This window comes from Burkholderia sp. AU17457, from assembly GCF_002223255.1.
GTDB lineage: Bacteria > Pseudomonadota > Gammaproteobacteria > Burkholderiales > Burkholderiaceae > Burkholderia > Burkholderia sola.
Genome location: NZ_NKFB01000005.1, coordinates 874,268 through 892,126, shown reverse-complemented (window position 1 = coordinate 892,126; position 17,859 = coordinate 874,268). Strand labels below are relative to the sequence as shown.

General features: G+C 68.0%; 14 protein-coding genes. 5 read left to right on the top strand and 9 right to left on the bottom strand.

Annotated elements, in window-relative coordinates; genetic code table 11:
* Window positions 1-3 precede the first annotated feature (3 nt).
* Window positions 4-597 carry a protocatechuate 3,4-dioxygenase subunit alpha gene (pcaG, locus tag CFB49_RS21280; RefSeq protein WP_069616371.1) on the top strand — a complete coding sequence of 198 codons (594 nt, stop codon included), beginning with the start codon at window positions 4-6 and terminating at the stop codon, window positions 595-597.
* A gap of 460 nt (window positions 598-1,057) precedes the next feature.
* On the opposite strand, the gene CFB49_RS21275 is transcribed toward pcaG, so the two are convergent.
* Window positions 1,058-1,837 (bottom strand): AraC family transcriptional regulator, encoded by a 780-nt coding sequence (locus tag CFB49_RS21275; RefSeq protein WP_089492236.1) that lies wholly within the window; start codon window positions 1,835-1,837, stop codon window positions 1,058-1,060.
* 142 nt (window positions 1,838-1,979) lie between these two features.
* Here CFB49_RS21275 and CFB49_RS21270 point away from each other — a divergent pair, with 142 nt between their 5' ends.
* The gene (locus tag CFB49_RS21270; protein ID WP_069616368.1) at window positions 1,980-2,759 is read left to right on the top strand and encodes an alpha/beta fold hydrolase; all 780 of its coding nucleotides are present in this window, start codon (window positions 1,980-1,982) and stop codon (window positions 2,757-2,759) included.
* A 35-nt stretch (window positions 2,760-2,794) separates the two neighbouring features.
* Here CFB49_RS21270 and CFB49_RS21265 read toward each other — a convergent pair whose 3' ends face one another.
* The 8 genes from CFB49_RS21265 to CFB49_RS21230 form a co-directional block, all read right to left on the bottom strand.
* Complete coding sequence (locus CFB49_RS21265; RefSeq protein ID WP_069616367.1) at window positions 2,795-3,622, bottom strand: M55 family metallopeptidase; 828 nt, start codon at window positions 3,620-3,622, stop codon at window positions 2,795-2,797.
* Entirely contained in the window at window positions 3,619-4,701 is a 1,083-nt protein-coding gene (locus tag CFB49_RS21260; RefSeq protein ID WP_089492235.1) for a DmpA family aminopeptidase, read from the bottom strand. The genes CFB49_RS21265 and CFB49_RS21260 overlap by 4 nt, the downstream gene beginning before the upstream one ends.
* The gene (gene gsiD / locus CFB49_RS21255; protein WP_069616365.1) at window positions 4,701-5,594 is read right to left on the bottom strand and encodes a glutathione ABC transporter permease GsiD; all 894 of its coding nucleotides are present in this window, start codon (window positions 5,592-5,594) and stop codon (window positions 4,701-4,703) included. Before gsiD ends, CFB49_RS21260 begins: the two co-directional genes overlap by 1 nt.
* Before the next feature lie 7 nt (window positions 5,595-5,601).
* Window positions 5,602-6,522 (bottom strand): glutathione ABC transporter permease GsiC, encoded by a 921-nt coding sequence (gene gsiC / locus CFB49_RS21250; RefSeq protein ID WP_069616364.1) that lies wholly within the window; start codon window positions 6,520-6,522, stop codon window positions 5,602-5,604.
* A gap of 67 nt (window positions 6,523-6,589) precedes the next feature.
* Window positions 6,590-8,152 (bottom strand): glutathione ABC transporter substrate-binding protein GsiB, encoded by a 1,563-nt coding sequence (gene gsiB / locus CFB49_RS21245; RefSeq protein WP_069616363.1) that lies wholly within the window; start codon window positions 8,150-8,152, stop codon window positions 6,590-6,592.
* A gap of 102 nt (window positions 8,153-8,254) precedes the next feature.
* Entirely contained in the window at window positions 8,255-10,159 is a 1,905-nt protein-coding gene (locus tag CFB49_RS21240; protein WP_089492234.1) for a dipeptide ABC transporter ATP-binding protein, read from the bottom strand.
* A gap of 26 nt (window positions 10,160-10,185) precedes the next feature.
* A complete protein-coding gene (locus CFB49_RS21235; protein WP_089492233.1) occupies window positions 10,186-11,175 on the bottom strand; it encodes an isoaspartyl peptidase/L-asparaginase family protein in 990 nt (329 codons plus the stop codon).
* On the bottom strand, window positions 11,172-12,116 hold the full coding sequence (locus CFB49_RS21230; RefSeq protein ID WP_089492232.1) for a MurR/RpiR family transcriptional regulator: 945 nt from the start codon (window positions 12,114-12,116) through the stop codon (window positions 11,172-11,174). Before CFB49_RS21230 ends, CFB49_RS21235 begins: the two co-directional genes overlap by 4 nt.
* A 469-nt stretch (window positions 12,117-12,585) precedes the next feature.
* Between CFB49_RS21230 and CFB49_RS21225 the strand changes: the two genes are divergently transcribed.
* The 3 genes from CFB49_RS21225 to CFB49_RS21215 all read left to right on the top strand — a co-directional run bounded on the left by CFB49_RS21225 (window position 12,586) and on the right by CFB49_RS21215 (window position 17,602).
* Window positions 12,586-13,857, top strand: a complete 1,272-nt coding sequence (locus tag CFB49_RS21225) for an MFS transporter (protein WP_089492231.1) — start codon at window positions 12,586-12,588, stop codon at window positions 13,855-13,857.
* Window positions 13,858-13,884: 27 nt separating this feature from the next.
* Complete coding sequence (locus CFB49_RS21220) at window positions 13,885-16,305, top strand: glycoside hydrolase family 31 protein (protein ID WP_089492230.1); 2,421 nt, start codon at window positions 13,885-13,887, stop codon at window positions 16,303-16,305.
* A 109-nt stretch (window positions 16,306-16,414) separates the two neighbouring features.
* A complete protein-coding gene (locus CFB49_RS21215) occupies window positions 16,415-17,602 on the top strand; it encodes a porin (RefSeq protein WP_089436342.1) in 1,188 nt (395 codons plus the stop codon).
* The last annotated feature ends 257 nt before the right edge of the window (window positions 17,603-17,859 follow it).

The following is a 17,859-nucleotide window of genomic DNA, read 5'->3' as shown; positions in this document are numbered from 1 at the left end:
ACCATGACGACGCTGAAGCAAACCCCTTCGCAGACGGTCGGCCCGTACTTCGCGTATGGCCTGTGCCCGCAGCAATACGACTACGACCTGAAAAGCCTGTTCACGCCGACGATCGCCGCCGCGCACGCCGAAGGCGAGCACGTGCTGCTGGTCGGGCAGGTGTTCGACGGCGACGGCAACGTCGTGGGCGACGCAGTGCTCGAATTCACGCAGGTGGACGGCGCGGGCCGCTATCCCGCGTCGCGCGACGACATCGCGACATCCGGCTTCACCGGTTTCGCGCGGGTCGGCACGGGCACCGATCCGCAGCAGCGCTTCGTCGTCGAGACGGTGAAGCCGGGCCGCGTCGCCGCCGACGAGGCGCCGCACATCAACGTGACCGTGATGATGCGCGGGATCCTCACCCATGCGTTCACGCGTGTGTACTTCGACGATGAAGCCGCCGCGAACGCGGCCGACCCCGTGCTGAACGCGGTGCCGGCCGAGCGCCGCGCGACGCTCGTCGCGAAACGCGACGCGCAGCCGGGGCGGCCGGTCGTCTACCGCTTCGACATCCGCATGCAGGGGCCGGAAGAAACCGTGTTCTTCGACGTTTGACGCGTACGCCGGCGCTCGCCGGCTTCGCCTGCAACAGCACCCCACGTGGCGCGATACCGACGGGCATCGCGCCACGCGGCGTTTTGGGGCGCTGCGTCGTCCGCATTCGATGGTGCGCCGCATCGTGACCGGCGGCGCTACGGATGCACGTCCTTATCGGCTTCCCGCCCCGATATCGAATGCGCAATCGCAACGCATGCTGCGACAGCACATGAATCGTGGGGTCAACACGATATCGTTTGCGCGTCATGCAGCGTATTCTTTGCTATCCGCAACGAGCCGGCAGGATTGAATCGGACGAAGCAACAATGATATGAACGATGCGCGACGCTGCCCGACAGGCCGGTCGCGCATTTTTTCAGACAGAGTGCCTTTGAACGCGTCTGGCCGAAGTTGGCGGACGCGTATTTTTTGGCACGGCGACCCACGCCTGGGCGCGACCTGCGCCGGATCCCGGCGCCTAGCGACGAATCTCCAGATAGCGGCTCGGCGTGTCGCCCAGAATGCGGCGAAACGCCGACGTGAACGCACTCGCGCTCGCGTAGCCGAGATCGAGCGCGACGCGCGTCACCGGCTGCCCATCGGTCAGACGGGCAATCGCCGCCAACATGCACACCTGCTGGCGCCAGGCGGCAAAACTCACGCCCGTCTGCGCGCGAAACTGCCGCGTGAACGTGCGCCGGCTCACGCCCGCGTCGGCCGCGACTCGATCGAGATCGGCCGCGATCGACGGCGCCGCGAACAGGTGGCGGCACACCTTCGCCAGCCGAGCGTCGGCCGGCAGCGGCGCATGCAGCGACAGGCGCGGCATCGTCGCGATTTCGGCCACCAGCAGATCCATCAGCTTGCCCGCGCGGCCGTCGACGTCGTACATCGCCGGCAGGTCGATCGCATCGTCGATCAACTGCCGCAGCAGCGGCGACACGCCATGCACGCCGCATTGGGTCGGCAGGCCGGCCGTCTGCGAGGCGTCGGCGGACACGAACACGTTGAGCATCGTGACCGGCCCGGTCATCGTCATTTCGTGCCGCACGCCGGCCGGTACCCAGCACGCGCGCTGCGGCGGCACCAGCCAGCGGCCGTGCGGCGTCGACACGCTGATCGTGCCGCGCGACGCGAACGCGAATTGCCCGCGCACGTGTGCGTGATCCGGAAACGTCGTGCCCGCCGCAAAGTCGTTGGCGGTCACGACCACGCTCCGGGGAATGTGTTCGTAGGGATCTAGCTGCGTATTTCTCACGGCCCGAATTCCATCATCAATGACCCGATATCGAAGGCGGGTCGCCTTCGAACGATCTACGATCCGCTCCACCGTTGCGCGACCTCGCGGCCGCAACACCCGCCGGCCCGACCGGCCGGATGGCAACCTCATCGGAGCGAACATGCCGAATACGTTTCATCGCGTGGGGGACGGCCCCCACCCTGTTCTCGTGCTGCACGGCTGGTTCGGCGACGCCCGCGCGTTCGAACCGCTCGAAGCGTGGCTGTCGCGCGAGCGCTTCAGCTATGTATTCATGGACTACCGGGGTTACGGCCGTATGCGCGACGCCCGCGGCCACTATACGATCGACGAGATCGCCGCCGACACGCTCGCACTCGCCGACGCGCTCGGCTTCCCGACCTTCAGTCTCGTCGGCCATTCGATGGGCGGCATGGCGATCGAGAAAATCGCCGCCATCGCCCCCGACCGCGTTCGCGCGCTGGTGCCGATCGCGCCGGTACCGTGCGGCGGCCTGCCGTTCGACGCCGCGCGACGCGCGCTATTCGAGCGGGCCGCCGACCACCTCGCCGATCGCAGGACCATCATCGACCGCAGCACCGGCAACCGGCTGCCCGCCGCCTGGATCGAGTGGAAAGCCGCGTATTCGGCCGCCTGTTCGTCGGCGCGGGCATTCGGTGCGTACTTCCGCGCGTGGGCCGATACGGATTTCAGCGAAGAGATCGCGGGCATCCATCCGGTAAAGGTACTGATCGGCGAGCACGACCCGACGTTCGACGCGGCGCTGATGGCTCGCACCTACCTGCGGCGCTATCCGCTCGCCAGCGTCGACGTGCTGCGCAATGCCGGCCATTATCCGATGAACGAAACGCCGCTCGCGCTGGTCGCGGCGATGGAAGCATTCCTGTTCGCCGCGACGGCCCGCCCCGTCGCGATCGGCTGACCGGCCGCGCGCCGGCGGCATGGTCGCGGCACCCATTACCGCAGCATGAACGACATTGCCGACAGGCTGTTCAGCGTGCGCACCACATGCTCGACCGACGGCCCGTCGAAGCGCAGCGTCACCGCATCGACGCGCTCGAGCGACGGCAGCACGCAGAACAGGTCGGCGAGCGCGACCGTCTGCACGCGCAGCGTGCAAGCGGCCGGCGCGGGCCGATGCGTGCCGGCGCGCACGCCGGACGACAGCGCACGCGCGACCGTTTCCCGCGCGGCGGCCGCGATCCGCGCGCACGACGCCGACGGCGTGAGCGTCTCGCCGCTCGATGCGCCGCCGGCCGTCTTGACCGTCTCGAAACGCGCGTCCGGAAACAGCGGCTGCGTTTCCTCGGCGAATACGTCGTCGCCGGTCGCGAGCGCGACATGCGCGCCGTATTCCCGCGCCAGCGCGCCGTACAGTCCGGCTTCGCCGAGCTCGACGCCGTTCAGCCACACCTGCGTGAACGCAAAGCTGTTGATCGTGTGCGCGAGCACGCCGCGCGCCTGCGATTTCGCGTGATAGCCGATCATGAACACGAGATCGGGCTGCTGTTCGACGCCCGTCATCATCCCGAGCGTGCGCGGCTTGCCGAGCACGACGCGCGCCCGCGCATCGAGCCCGTCGGGCAGCAGGTTGCGAAAGCCGCCGTGCGAATCGTTGACCCAGACGGCTTGCGCGCCGCCCGCGAACGCGCCTTCGATCGCCGCGTTCGCCTCGGCGGTCATCCAGCGTCGCGCGCGCTCGTATTCCGGATTGCCGGCGCGCGTCTGCTCGATCGCGAATACGCCGGCGACACCCTCGATGTCGGTCGAGATCAGGATCTTCATGACAGGGTCGAACGTCCTTCGTTGTACTCGTTGAACCACCGGTCGAGATCGGGCACCGCGTCGCGCAGCGATTGCCGCACGTGGCCGTCGCGCCCGGCGACCGTTACCGCTTGCAGCAACGCGTCGGCGATCGCGTGCTCGACGCTTTCGGCCACGGCCATGAACAGCGGATCGAGCGCCGCATCGGCCACGAGGGCCGGCAGCGCGATCGTCGATGCGTCGTGCGCGATCGTGTAGGCGGTCGAGAACGCGAGCGCGATGTCGCCGCTGCCATGCCCGTACACGGAGCCCGTGCGGGCCAGTCCGGCCCCCGCGCGGCGCGCGAGCCGCGACAGCTGCCGCGCGTCGAGCGGCGCGTCGGTCGCCAGCAACAGGATGATCGAGCCCTGCTCGGGCGGCGCAGCGTGCGCGGCTTCGGCCGCGCGCCGTTGCGCGACGACGCGGCCGAGCGGCACACCGCCGAGCGTCAGCATCGGCAGCCGGCCGAAATTCGCGAGCACGAGCGCGCCGACCGTATAGGGCCGGCCGGCCGCGACGGCCACGCGCGACGCGGAACCGATCCCGCCTTTCAGGTCGAAGCACGACATCCCGCGCCCGGCGCCCACCGCGCCGCGTGCGACGTCGCGCGACGCCGCGCGGCACGCGTCGTCGTAATGCGCGGCGGTAACCGCGAACGCCTGAATGTCGTTCAGGTAACCATCGTTGCACTCGAACACGAGCGGATTGACGGTCGACCAGTCGCGGCCGATCCGCGGATTCGCGGCGATCGCGGCGCGGATCTGCGCGTGGGCGACCGCACCGACGCCGAACGTGTTGGTCAGCGCGACCGGCGTCTCGAGCGTGCCGAGTTCGTCGACCTGCACGAGCCCGACACTCTTGCCGAAACCGTTGATCACGGCCGCCCCCGCCGGCACCTTGCTGCGGTACACGTCGCCCGGATGCGGCTTCACGACGGTCACGCCCGTCTGCACGTTGCCGGCATCGAGCGTGCAATGGCCGACCGTCACGCCCGGCACGTCGGCGATCGTGCCGCGCGGCCCGGCCGGCAGCGTCGCGCTCCACATCGGCACCGCCCGCATCAACGGCGCTCCAGCTTCGGGTCGAGCGCGTCGCGCAGCCCGTCGCCGAGCAGGTTGAACGCGAGCACGGTCAGGAAGATCGCGAGGCTCGGGAACACCGCGATGTGCGGCGCCGTCACCATGTCCGCGCGCGCCTCGTTGAGCATCGCGCCCCACTCCGGCGTCGGCGGCTGCGCGCCGAGCCCGAGGAACGACAGGCTCGCGGCGGTAATGATCGACGTGCCGATCCGCATCGTGAAGTAGACGACGACCGACGACACGGTGCCCGGCAGGATGTGCCGCATGATGATCGTCCAGTCGGACGCGCCGATGCTGCGCGCGGCCTCCACATAGGTCATGTGCTTGAGCATCAGCGTGTTGCCGCGCACGAGCCGCGCGAACGCCGGGATGCTGAAGATCGCGACCGCGCAGATCACGTTGACCATCCCGTTGCCGAGGATCGCGACCACGCCGATCGCGAGCAGGATGCCCGGGAACGCGAACAGCACGTCGGCGACGCGCATCGTGATGCGGTCCCACCAGCCTTCGTAATAGCCGGCGAGCAGCCCGAACAACGTGCCGATCACCGCGCCGAGCGCCACCGAGAAGAAGCCGGCCGCGAGCGAGATGCGCGTGCCCGCGACGATCCGGCTGAAGATGTCGCGGCCGAGCGAATCGACGCCGAACCAGTGCACGGCCGACGGCCCTGCATTCAGCGCGTCGTAGTCGAAATAGTTTTCCGGATCGAACGGCACGATGTGCGGGCCGACGAACGCGAGCACGACGAGCGCCAGCACGAAGCCGCCCGCGACGAGCGCGATGGTCTGCTTGCGGAACTTGCGCCAGAATTCGCGCCACGGCGTGCGGATCGCGGTCGTTGCGGCCGGTGCCGCGGGCTGGACAGTCGCGTTCATGCTGGCCTCACTTGAACCGGATGGTCGGGTTGATGACCGCGTACAGCACGTCGACGGTCAGGTTGATCAGGATGAATTCGAGCGAGAACAGCAGGACGATCGCCTGGATCACCGGGTAGTCGCGCATCGTCACCGCGTCGACCAGCAGGCGCCCGAGCCCCGGCCAGTTGAACACGGCCTCGACGACGATCGAGCCGCCGAGCAGGAAGCCGAACTGCAGCCCCATCATCGTGACGACCGGGATCATCGCGTTGCGCAGGCAGTGCTTGAGCACGACCATCGGTTCGTGCACGCCCTTGGCGCGCGCGGTGCGCACGAAGTCCTCGTTCAGCACCTCGACGAACGACGCGCGCGTGAAGCGCGCCATCACCGCCGCGACCGCGGCGCCGAGCGTCAGCGACGGCAGCACGTAGCTCTTCCACGTGCCGTCCGGCACGACCGGCAGCCAGCCGAGCTTCACCGAGAAGATTTCCATCAGCAGCATGCCGAGCGCGAAGGCCGGAAACGAGATGCCCGACACCGCGAGCGTCATGCCGAGCCGGTCGGGCCAGCGATTGCGCCAGACCGCCGACGCAATGCCGATCGCCATGCCGAACAGCGTCGACCACCCCATGCTGACGAGCGTCAACAGCAGTGTCGGCATGAAGCGCTCGCCGATCTCGGTCGACACCGGCCGCTTGCTGCGCGTCGACACGCCGAAATCGCCGTGTGCGATCTTCGCGAAGAAGCGTGCGAACTGCGCGGGCAGCGGCCGGTCGAGCCCGAGATCGGCGCGCACGAGCGCGACGGTCGCCTCGTCGGCTTCGGGGCCGGCCGCGAGCCGCGCCGGGTCGCCCGGCAACAGGTGCACGAACAGGAACACCAGCACCGCGACGATCGCGAGCGTGGGCAGCAGGCCGAACAGGCGTTTGACGAGGAAATTCAGCATGGGACACCGATCGAATCAGCGCACCGGCGGCTCGTGCCGCCGGCGCTGCGTGGCGGGCAAACCACCGTCATTTCAGCGAGATCTCGTCGAAGTTGAACGAGCCGTCCGGCATCACGTACGCGCCCTGCAGCCGCTTGCTGCGCGCATACACGATCTTCTCCTGCACGAGGAAGATCCACGGCGCGTCGGCCCAGATCTGCTTCTGCGCATCGGCGTACAGCTCGGCCTTCTGCGTGCGGTCGACCGTCTCCAGCGCCTTCGTCAGGTCGCCGTCCACCGTGTCGTTCTTGTAGTACGCGGTGTTGACCAGCTTCGGCGGCGCCGACGCGCCGGCCAGCAGCGGCGTGATCGCCCAGTTCGCTTCGCCGGTCGACGACGACCAGCCGATGTAGTACATCCGCACCGGCGCCTTCGCCGGATCCGGCGCGCTCTCGACCTTCGCGACGCGTTCGCCGGCCTCCAGCGCCTGCACCTGCACCTTCACGCCGACCTGCGCGAGCTGCTGCTGCACGAACTGGATCGCCTTCTGCGACGTCGAGTTGTTATACGCGGACCACAGCGTCGTCTCGAAACCGTTCGGATAGCCGGCTTCCTTCAGCAGCGAGCGTGCCTTCGCCGGGTCGTACGGCCAGGGCCCGAGCTTCGTCGCGTAATCGACGCCCTGCGGCACCACGCCGGTCGACGGCGTCGCGAAACCGGAGAACGCGACCTTCGCGAGCGCTTCCTTGTTCACCGCGTAGTTCAGCGCCTGGCGCACCTTCGGGTTGTCGAACGGCTTTTGCAGCATGTTCAGCGACACGTAGCGCTGCACGATCGACGGCCGTTCGACCACGTCGACCTTCGGGTTGCTCTTCAGGTCGGCCGCCTGTTCGAACGGAATGCGGAACGCAAAATCGGCTTCGCCCGTCTTCATCAGCGCCGCGCGCGTGTTGTTGTCGACCACCGGCTTCCAGTCGATCGCGTCGATCTTCGGATAGCCCTTCTTCCAGTAGCCGGCGAACTTCTTCACCTTCAGGTCGTCGGTCTGCTTCCACTCGACGAACTCGAACGGCCCGGTGCCGACCGGATGCAGCGCGATGTCGCGGCCCCACTTCTTCAGCGCGGCCGGCGAGATCATCACGGCCGACGGGTGCGCGAGCGTGTTGATGAACGCCGAGAACGGCTCGCGCAGCGTGACCTTCACCGTGGTCGGATCGACGGCCTCGGTCTTCTCGATCACGCGGAACATGTTGTAGCGCTTCAGGTGGTTCGCGGGATCGGTCACGCGGTCGAAGTTCGCCTTCACGGCCGCCGCGTTGAAATCGGTGCCGTCGTGGAACTTCACGCCCGAGCGCAGCTTGATCGTGTACGTCTTCGCATCGGGGCTGGCTTCATAGCCGGTCGCGAGCACGTTGACGAGCTTCATGTCCTTGTCGAAGCCGAACAGCCCCTGGTAGAACGACTTGACGACGGCCTGCGACACCGTGTCGTTCGCGTCGTACGGGTCCATCGTCGTGAAGGTCGAATCCACCGCCATCACCGCGGTCTGCTGCGCGAACGCGGGCAGCGCGGCCGACAGCGCGAACGCGCCGGCGAGCGCGACGAAGCATGCGCGCGGACGAAACATCGGAAACGGATGCTGCTTGTTCATTTTGCTGGGCTCCTATCGGTGAATCGGTGACGCCTCACGGGCGTTTCGGTTTCGACTGCCTGCTGGTTCGTGCGGCGTCATCGCGACGCACGACTCCACGACTCAATACGCGCCGCCGACGCGATGCGTCGCGACATAATGATCGGGGCCGACCGCGACGAGCGGCGCGACGACCGGCTCGTCGCCGACCGAGCGGATCGGGCTCGGAATCTCGTCCGCCGCGAGCTGGCGCGGCGCATGCCGGCGCGCGGGGTCGGCCACCGGCACCGCGCTCATCAGCTTCTTCGTGTACGGATGCTGCGGCGCCTCGAACACCGCGCGGCGCGGGCCGATCTCGACGATCTGGCCGAGATACATCACCGCGACGCGATGGCTGACGCGCTCGACCACCGCCATGTCGTGCGAGATGAACAGATACGCGACGCCGAGCTCGCGCTGCAGGTCGAGCATCAGGTTGACGATCTGCGCCTGCACCGACACGTCGAGCGCCGACACCGACTCGTCGGCGATCACGACCTTCGGATTCAGCGCGAGCGCACGCGCGATCGCGATCCGCTGGCGCTGGCCGCCCGAGAATTCGTGCGGATAGCGGCGCGCGGCCTCCGGCGGCAGGCCAACCTTGTCGAGCAGCCAGTCGACGCGCGCCTGCGCGTCGCTGCCGCTCGCGACGCCATGCACGAGCAGCGGCTCCATGATCGAAAAGCCGACGGTCAGGCGCGGGTTCAGCGACGCGAACGGGTCCTGGAAGATGAACTGGATGTTACGGCGCAGCGCCTGCAGGTCCGGGCCCTTCAGCGCGCTGATGTCGCGGCCGTCGAATTCGATCGAGCCGCTTTGCGATTCGACGAGGCGCAGCAGCGAACGGCCGGTGGTCGACTTGCCGCAGCCCGATTCGCCGACGAGCGCGAGCGTCTCGCCCGCGCGCAGCTCGAAGCTCACGCGCTCGACCGCATGCACGTATTGCGACACGCGGCCGAACACGCCGCTCTTCACCGGAAAGCGCGTGACGAGATCGCGCACGCGCAGGATCGGCGGCGCGGCGTGATCGACAGGCGGCTGCGCGTCGTTCGCGGCGGACGCCGTCGTCGCGGCCGTGGCCGCCGCGTTCGTGCCGTCCACCTTCAACAGCGGGAATTTCTCCGGTGCGTCGGTGCCCTGCATCGAGCCGAGCCGCGGCACGGCCGCGAGCAGCGCCCGCGTATAGCGATGCGCGGGCGTCGCGAAGATGCGGTCCGACTCGCCCTCCTCGACCTTCTCGCCGCGATACATCACGAGCACGCGGTCGGCCACTTCGGCCACCACGCCCATGTCGTGCGTGATGAAGATCACGCCCATGTTCATTTCGTCCTGCAGCCCGCGCACCAGTTGCAGGATCTGCGCCTGGATCGTCACGTCGAGCGCGGTCGTCGGCTCGTCGGCGATCAGCAGCGCGGGCCGGCACGACAATGCCATCGCGATCATCACGCGTTGCCGCATCCCCCCGGAGAGCTGGTGCGGATAGCGCGCGAACACGCGGCGCGCTTCCGGGATGCGCACGAGATCGAGCAGCCGCAGCGCTTCCGCGCGTGCTTCGGCCGCGCTCTTCGACTGGTGAAGCGCGATCGCCTCGCTGATCTGGTCGCCGACCGTAAACACCGGGTTCAGCGACGTCATCGGCTCCTGGAAGATCATCGCGATGTCCGCGCCGCGGATGCCGCGCATCGTCGCGGCGCTCGCCTGCGCGAGATCGACCAGCGCGCCGCCACGTCGCCGGAACGCAATGCGGCCGCTCGTGATCTCGCCGCCGCCGTGCTCGACGAGCCGCATCAGCGCGAGCGACGTGACCGACTTGCCCGAGCCCGATTCGCCGACGATCGCGAGCGTCTCGCCGCGATCGACGTGAAACGACACGTTGCGCACCGCGTCGAACGTCGCGCTTTCGCGGCGGAACGTGACCGACAGGTCGTCGACGGCCACCACGCGCTGCTCGGGCAACGTCAAGGGCGACGGGTTACGGCTCGAAGTCATGACATATCTCCTCGTGCGATCCGCAATCAGGCCGCATCGTCGCGGTAGATGCCGACGACCGGCGCTTCACCGACGCGCGCGTAGCCGCGGTACATCCCTTCTGTGTTGAACGGCATCGCGACGTTGCCCTGTGCGTCGACCGCGATGATCCCGCCGCGGCCCGCGAGGCGCGGCAGCTTGTTCATCACGACATCGTGCGCGGCGTCCGCGAGCGACGCGCCGCGATACGCGATCTGCGCCGCCACGTCATGCGCGGTCGCGAGCCGGATGAACATCTCGCCGGTGCCCGTCGCGGAGACGGCGCAGGTCGCGTCGTCCGCATAGCAGCCGGCGCCGATGATCGGCGAATCGCCGACGCGCCCCGGCTGCTTGTTCGTGATGCCGCCCGTCGACGTCGCCGCCGCGATGTGGCCGTTCAGGTCGCGCGCGACCGCACCGACCGTGCCGTGCTTGCGATCCGGATCGAGCGGCTCGGCGGATTGGGCGGCGCCGCCGAACGCGAAGCTGGCCGCATCGTGGTCGAGCATCATGCCGGCCGCCGCGCGCGCCTTGACCCACTGCGCATGCCGCGTTTCGGTGTCGAAGTAGCCGGGTTCGGCGAGTTCGAGCCCTTGGGCGGCGGCGAACGCATCGGCGCCCGCGCCGGCGAACAGCACGTGCTCGCTCGCCTCCATCACGCGCCGCGCGGCGAGCACCGGATTGCGCACGCGCGTCGCGCAGCAGATCGCGCCGGCGCCGAGCGTCGCGCCGTCCATGACCGCCGCGTCGAGTTCGTGCTTGCCTTCGGCCGTATAGACGGCGCCGCGCCCGGCGTTGAACAGCGGACAGTCCTCGAGCATGCGCACCGCGACGGTCACCGCGTCGAGCGCGCTGCCGCCGTCGGCCAGCACCTGTTGCGCGGCCTGCAGGATCGCGGTGAGCTCGGCGCGGTACCGACGTTCGGTGTCGGTATCCATCGCTTCGCGCAGGATCGTGCCTGCGCCGCCGTGAATCGCGACGATCGCGGATGGAGTCATGATTTTTTCGGACGAGGGGAAGAAGGGTTGACGGCCGGCAGCGCCGCTTGCGGCTGCACGAGCCACGGCAGCAGGAATTCGGTCATCTCGGCGGCGGATTTCGCGGACCGGTGCGTGCGCAGCGCGACTGCATCGATCAGCGCCTCGATCATCGTGAGCACGGCCGCTTCCGACGTGGCCGCGAAACGCCGCTCCGCCTTCACGTACAGGTTCAGCGACGCGACCGGTGCAAGCGGCGATTGCGGACCGTCGGAAATGCCGAGCACGCGTGCGCCGCGCGCCGCCGCACGACGCGCCAGCTCGATCGTGTCCTTCACGTAGCGCGGAAACGCGAGCGCGATCACGAGATCGCGCGAATCGGCCGTGTACAGGCGTCGCGCCGCATGCGAAGGCCCGCCGAGCAGCGCGAGCGACTGCACGCTGTCGTGGCAGACGGACAGGCCATGCTCGATCAGCCCGGCAAGGAATGCGCTCGACCCGGCACCGAGAATCAGCACGCGTCGCGCGCCGACGATCGCCTCGACCGCCGCCTCGACATCGGCCGCGTCCAGTTGCGCGCGCGTGTTCTCGATGTTGGCGACAGCCTGGTCGAATACCGCATCGATCCAGACCGCGCCGCGTACGCCGGATTCCTGCTCCTGTGCGGAACGCAGCCGCTCGACCGGCCCGAGCGTGGCCTCGAAGCCGCGCACGAGCGCCGCGCGCATCGCCGGATAGCCGTCGAAACCGAGCGCCTTCGCGAAGCGGTTCGCGGTCGCGATCGACGCATTCACGGCCTGTGCGAGTTCGTCGATCCGCATCGTCGCCGCGCGAAACGGGTTCGCGAGCACGAATTCGCCCATGCGCCGGTGAATTGGCGTCATCAACGGCATCGCCGACGCGATCCGCTCGGCGATCGCGAGTTCGTCGTGACTGACATCAGGCGGAACGAGAGGCGTCATGCGAAGGGTTGTTGCAAGGTTCGATGAAAATGAATTTACACAATCTACCGCCAGAAAAGAAATAAATTTTCATCCGCGTTGTCCCGCCCCATCCGGCGCCTGTCGACCGGGCGGACGGGCATTCGGCCCCACCACACGGGCCTGCGACGGGCGACCGCCCTGCGCCACCGCGCGCGGCCGTCATCCGCTCATCGGGAAAACCCCGAGTACGTTCGTTCGAATGCAGATTCACGTTGACCGGATTCGCATTCGAACATAGGATGTTCGAAAATGATCAGTCGTCAGATAACATTGCAGCTCAACGACGACGAAATGTTCGCTCGAACACCGTGATTTCGCGATAAACCGACAAATCCGGCGCGCAGCAAGATCGGACATCGTACGAACGAAAACGAATCAAGCCGTCCCGACGGATGGCCTCATGGACCGGGCAGGCGCCGCGCGCCGCCCTCCCTGACAGGAGACAGCAGTGAAGACAGTCAAGGCGTTGCGCTGGTGGATCATCGTGCTGGTGTGTCTCGGCACGATCCTCAACTACCTCGCACGGAATTCCCTCGCGGTGCTCGCGCCCGAACTCAAGCAGGTGTTCGCGATCTCGACGCAGCAGTACTCGTACATCGTCGGCGCGTTCCAGATCGGCTACACGATCATGCAGCCGGTGTGCGGATTCATCGTCGACCTGATCGGGCTGCGGCTCGGCTTCGCGTTGTTCGCGATGCTGTGGTCGGTGGTCGGCGTCGCGCACGGCTTCGCGTCGGGGTGGCTCTCGCTCGGCATCCTGCGCGGCTTTCTGGGCCTGTTCGAGGCCGCCGCGATTCCGTCCGGAATGAAGGCCGTCGCCGAATGGTTTCCCGATCGCGAGAAATCCGTCGCGGTCGGCTACTTCAACGCGGGCACGTCGCTCGGCGCCGCGATCGCGCCGCCGCTCGTCGTGTTCATCTCGATGCGGTTCGGTTGGCAGGCCGCGTTCATGGTCACCGGCGCGCTCGGCTTCCTGTGGGCGGCGCTCTGGTACACGCAGTACCGGTCCCCGGCCGACCATCCGCGCCTCACGTCGCAGGAGCGCACGCTGATCCGCGACGGCCAGGCGACGATGCCGCCCGTGTCGAAGCGCCGCATCCGCGACGTCGTCACCGCGCGGCGCTTCTGGGCGATCGCGCTGCCGCGCTTTTTCGCGGAACCCGCGTGGCAGACCTTCAGCTTCTGGATTCCGCTGTACCTCGCGACCGAGCGCCACATGCCGCTCACGCAGATCGCGGTATTCGCGTGGATGCCGTTTCTCGCGGCCGACCTTGGCGGCATCGCGGGCGGCTACCTGTCGCCGTACCTCGCGAATCGCTTCAAGCTGCCGCTCGTGTGGTCGCGCGTCGCCGGCGTCGCGCTCGGCGCGGTGCTGATGCTCGGGCCGGCGATGATCGGGCTCGTGTCGTCGCCGTACATGGCGATTGCGCTGTTCTGCGTCGGCGGCTTCGCGCACCAGATGATTTCCGCGCTCGTCAACACGCTGTCGGCCGACGTGTTCGATCCCGAGGAAGTCGGCACCGCGAGCGGCTTCGCCGGGATGGCCGCGTGGATCGGCGGCCTCGGCTTCTCGCTGCTGGTCGGTGCGCTCGCCGACAAGATCGGCTATGCGCCGCTGTTCGCGTGCCTCGGCCTGTTCGACATCATCGGCGTGACGCTGCTCGCGCTGCTGATCCGCGGGCAGTCGAAGCAGGAACGCCTGCTCGCGCAGCACGCCTGACCTCCGTTTTCACCAGGAATCGCATTCATGACTTCGCTCCTTCATCCGCCCGTGTTCCGCGTCGCCAGCCACCACGCGAACCGCGTGCTGCTCGCGTCCGATACGGGCGCCACCGTCGAAATCTTCGTGCTCGAGGACGACATCGTGCGAGTGCGCGTGCTGCCCGACGCGACGGCGCGCACCCCGCGCACGTGGACGATCGCACCCGGTCTCGACGACGTGCCGCTCGACGGGCGCGACCGCCTCGACCTGAGTGGCTTCGCACTGCCGCACTACGACTTCGTCGAAGACGACGACGGCGTGCGGATCGAAACCGCGCAGATCCGGCTCACGGTGCGCCGACGAGGCGGCCATTGCACGTGGTCGATGCGCGACGCGAACGGCGCATGGCGCGTCGCGCTCGCCGACCGCGCGACGCAGGCATACAACTTCGGCTGGTGGGACGATCGCGCATATCACTACGTCGCTCGCGAACGCGGCGACAAGGTGTTCGGCCTCGGCGAACGCGCGGGCGAACTCGACCGCACGGGCGCACGCTTCGAGATGCGCAACATCGACGCGATGGGTTACAGCGCGAAAAGCACGGACCCGCTGTACAAGCACATTCCGTTCTACATCACGTGGTCGCCCGATACGTGCCGGGGCTTCGGGCTGTTCTACGACACACTGTCCGACTGCTCGTTCGACATGGGCCGCGAGCTCGACAACTACCACGGGCCCTATCGCTATTTCGTCGCCGAGCACGGCGATCTCGACTACTACTTCATCGCGTCGCCCGCTACGCCGCTCGCGGCCGCGCGACGCTTCACGTGGTTGACCGGGCGCCCCGCACGCACGCCGAAATGGGGGCTCGGCTATTCGGGCTCGACGATGAGCTACACCGATGCGCCGGACGCGCAGCAGCAGATGAACCAGTTCCTCGAGCAGTGCGACGCGCACGACATCCTGTGCGATTCGTTCCACCTGTCGTCGGGCTATACGTCGATCGGCGCAAAGCGCTACGTGTTCAACTGGAACCGCGACAAGTTTCCCGACGCGAAGGGTTTCGTGCAGCACTATCGCGACCACGGCATCCGCCTGTGCGCGAACATCAAGCCCTGCCTGCTGCGCGACCATCCGGCCTTCGACGACGCCGCGCAGCGCGGGCTGCTGATCCGTTCCGCGTCGGGCGAGCCCGCATGGGTGCAGTTCTGGGACGAAGTGGGCGCGTACGTCGACTTCACGCAGCCGGACGCCTATCGCTGGTGGCAGGAGCAGGTCACGTCGGCGCTGCTGGAATACGGAATCGAATCGACCTGGAACGACAACAACGAATACGAGATCTGGTCGCCCGACGCGATCGCGCACGGCTTCGGCCAGCCGTTTCCGGCGCGCGAAGCGAAGGTGCTGCAGACGATGCTGATGATGCGCGCGTCGCGCGACGCGCAGCGCGCGCATGCGCCCGCGCGGCGGCCGTTCCTCGTGTCGCGCTCCGGCGGCGCCGGGATGCAGCGCTACGTGCAGACGTGGTCGGGCGACAACTACACGTCGTGGGAGACGCTGCGCTACAACCTGAAAATGGGCCTCGGGCTCGCGCTGTCGGGCGTGTCGAACATCGGCCACGACATCGGCGGCTTCTCCGGCCCCGCGCCGTCGCCGGAATTGCTGCTGCGCTGGGTGCAGTTCGGCATCTTCATGCCGCGCTTCAGCATTCATTCGTGGAACGACGACGGCACCGTCAACGAACCGTGGATGTACCCGGAGATCACCGCGCAGATCGCGGCGCTGATCAAGCAGCGCTACCGGCTGCTGCCCTACCTCTATCACCTGCTGTGGCTGTCGACGACGCGCTACGAGCCCGTGCTGCGGCCGACCCTCGCCGATTTCCCCGGCGATGCGCGCTGCTACGACACCTGCGACGACATGATGCTCGGCGACGCGCTGCTGGTCGCACCGGTCGTCGATCCCGGCCGGACCGAACGCACGGTGTACCTGCCGTCCGGCGCACGCTGGACGTGCTGCGCGAGCGCGCAGTCGTTCGACGGCGGTGCAAGCGTGACGCTGCCCGCGCCGCTCGACACGCCGGTGATGCTGCTGCGCGAAGGTCGCGTGCTGCCGTTGAACGTCGCCGAACAGCATTTCGGCATGCGCACCGACACGCGCGGCTTCCTCGTCGCACCGCGCATCGAGGACGGCGTCGCGTACGGCGAATGCGTCGAGGACGACGGCGAGACGGAAGCGTGGCGCGACGGCGAGTACGGACTGTGGCGCATCGAGACCGGCCGCGAGGCGTCGGGCGAGCTCGGCGTGTCGGTCCGCTGGGACGGCCGCCCGGCGCGCCCGGCCGACCGCGTCGAGATCCTGCTGCCCGTGTCGCTGCAAGGCCCGGTTGCCGTGCGCGGCGCGCGCGTCGAGCAGGATGCGCGGGACGGCGCGTGGCGCCGCCTCGTCGTCGCGTTCGACCACTGAACCAACCTGATCAGGCGGGCCGTTCGCGCGGCCCGCCGCCTGCCACAGAGGAGGCATTCGACCTCCCGCCCCGTTGAAGAGAAGAGATGAAGAGACCCGGAGATCGACAATGAAAGCACCCGTCAACCGTTATGCAATCCTGATTTTATCGGCCGCATCGCTCGGCGCGACCGCCGCCCATGCGCAGAGCAGCGTCACGCTGTACGGCGTCGTCGACGATTCGCTCGCGTACGTGAACAACCAGCAAGGGCACTCGAACATCTACCTGCGCGACGGCAACCTGTATGCGTCGAAGTTCGGGCTGCGCGGCGACGAGGATCTCGGCGGCGGCACGCACGCGATCTTCGATCTGCAGGCCGGCTTCAACCTGAATACGGGTGCGCAGGCCGCCGCCGGCACGATGTTCAATCGCCAAGCCTTCGTCGGTCTGCGCAACGCGAGCTACGGCACGGTGACGGCCGGCCGCCAGTACACGCCCTACTTCCTGTTCGTCGGCCCGTACGCGTCGAGCAGCTGGCTGACGGGCGCCACCGGCGCACATCCGGGCGACATCGACGGCCTCGACACGACGATTCGCGTGAACAATTCGGTTACCTATACGTCGCCGACCTTCGCCGGCCTGACCGCGAGCGCAATGTACGCATTCGGCGGCATCGCGGGCGCGACCGGCAAGGGCAACACGTTCAGCGCCGCGCTGCGCTACGCGAACGGGCCGATCGGGATCGCGGCCGGCTATCTGCGGATCAACAGCTCGGGCTCTTCCGCGGGCTTCCTGAATCCGGCCACCGCGTCGTCGGGCAGCTTCGCGGTGTCCGTGCTGAACCAGGGCTACCTGACCGCGAAGGCCGTCGAGCAGGTCGCGGCGGCCGGCAACTACACGCTCGGCGACCTGACGATGGGGCTCAACTATTCGAACGTGAAGTATCTGCCCGGCAACGGCTCGGCCTTCACCGACACGGCCGTGTTCAACACCTACGGCGCGCTCGCCGCGTACCGCTTCACGCCGACGTTCTCGGTGGCCGGCGCATTCGCGTACACGCTCGCATCGAAGGCGAACGGCGTCGCGAACGCGGCCCGCTATCAGCAGTACTCGCTGAAGGAGTCGTACAGCCTGTCGAAACGCACGACGCTCTACGCGCTGCAGGCCTACACGCATTCGAGCGGGCGGACGCTCGGCGCGCAAGGCGCCGGCCACATCGTCGACGCGGCGCCGATCGTCGGCGATTCGCAGCAGCTCACGCCGTCGACGACGCACGGCCAGTTCGTCGGCATGGCCGGGATCGCCGTCACGTTCTGAACCCTCTGGCGGCGCCTTTCGTGCGCCGTCTTCTACCCGGACGATGCGCATGCCGTACGCGCCGTCCGGGTGTCCGATATGCGTTCGCCGCCGCGTTTCCCCGCCTCGCCCGCTCGCCGCACGCACCGCGCGGGTTTTCTCGCTCGCCGCGATACCTTACAATCCGTCAGGTTTACCCTTCTGCATGCCCTCTTCTTGCAGTCCTGACACCGCGGTACACTCGACGCACGCCGTATCAGGGTCCGACGCGTACCATG

Excerpts from the sequence above, each read along its gene's own strand:
- gsiD (WP_069616365.1), bottom strand. The coding sequence starts at position 5,594 with ATGAACGCGACTGTCCAGCCCGCGGCACCGGCCGCAACGACCGCGATC.
- CFB49_RS21270 (WP_069616368.1), top strand. The coding sequence starts at position 1,980 with ATGCCGAATACGTTTCATCGCGTGGGGGACGGCCCCCACCCTGTTCTC.
- CFB49_RS21215 (WP_089436342.1), top strand. The coding sequence starts at position 16,415 with ATGAAAGCACCCGTCAACCGTTATGCAATCCTGATTTTATCGGCCGCA.
- CFB49_RS21265 (WP_069616367.1), bottom strand. The coding sequence starts at position 3,622 with ATGAAGATCCTGATCTCGACCGACATCGAGGGTGTCGCCGGCGTATTC.
- CFB49_RS21260 (WP_089492235.1), bottom strand. The coding sequence starts at position 4,701 with ATGCGGGCGGTGCCGATGTGGAGCGCGACGCTGCCGGCCGGGCCGCGC.
- CFB49_RS21220 (WP_089492230.1), top strand. The coding sequence starts at position 13,885 with ATGACTTCGCTCCTTCATCCGCCCGTGTTCCGCGTCGCCAGCCACCAC.
- CFB49_RS21230 (WP_089492232.1), bottom strand. The coding sequence starts at position 12,116 with ATGACGCCTCTCGTTCCGCCTGATGTCAGTCACGACGAACTCGCGATC.
- pcaG (WP_069616371.1), top strand. The coding sequence starts at position 4 with ATGACGACGCTGAAGCAAACCCCTTCGCAGACGGTCGGCCCGTACTTC.
- gsiC (WP_069616364.1), bottom strand. The coding sequence starts at position 6,522 with ATGCTGAATTTCCTCGTCAAACGCCTGTTCGGCCTGCTGCCCACGCTC.
- gsiB (WP_069616363.1), bottom strand. The coding sequence starts at position 8,152 with ATGAACAAGCAGCATCCGTTTCCGATGTTTCGTCCGCGCGCATGCTTC.
- CFB49_RS21235 (WP_089492233.1), bottom strand. The coding sequence starts at position 11,175 with ATGACTCCATCCGCGATCGTCGCGATTCACGGCGGCGCAGGCACGATC.
- CFB49_RS21240 (WP_089492234.1), bottom strand. The coding sequence starts at position 10,159 with ATGACTTCGAGCCGTAACCCGTCGCCCTTGACGTTGCCCGAGCAGCGC.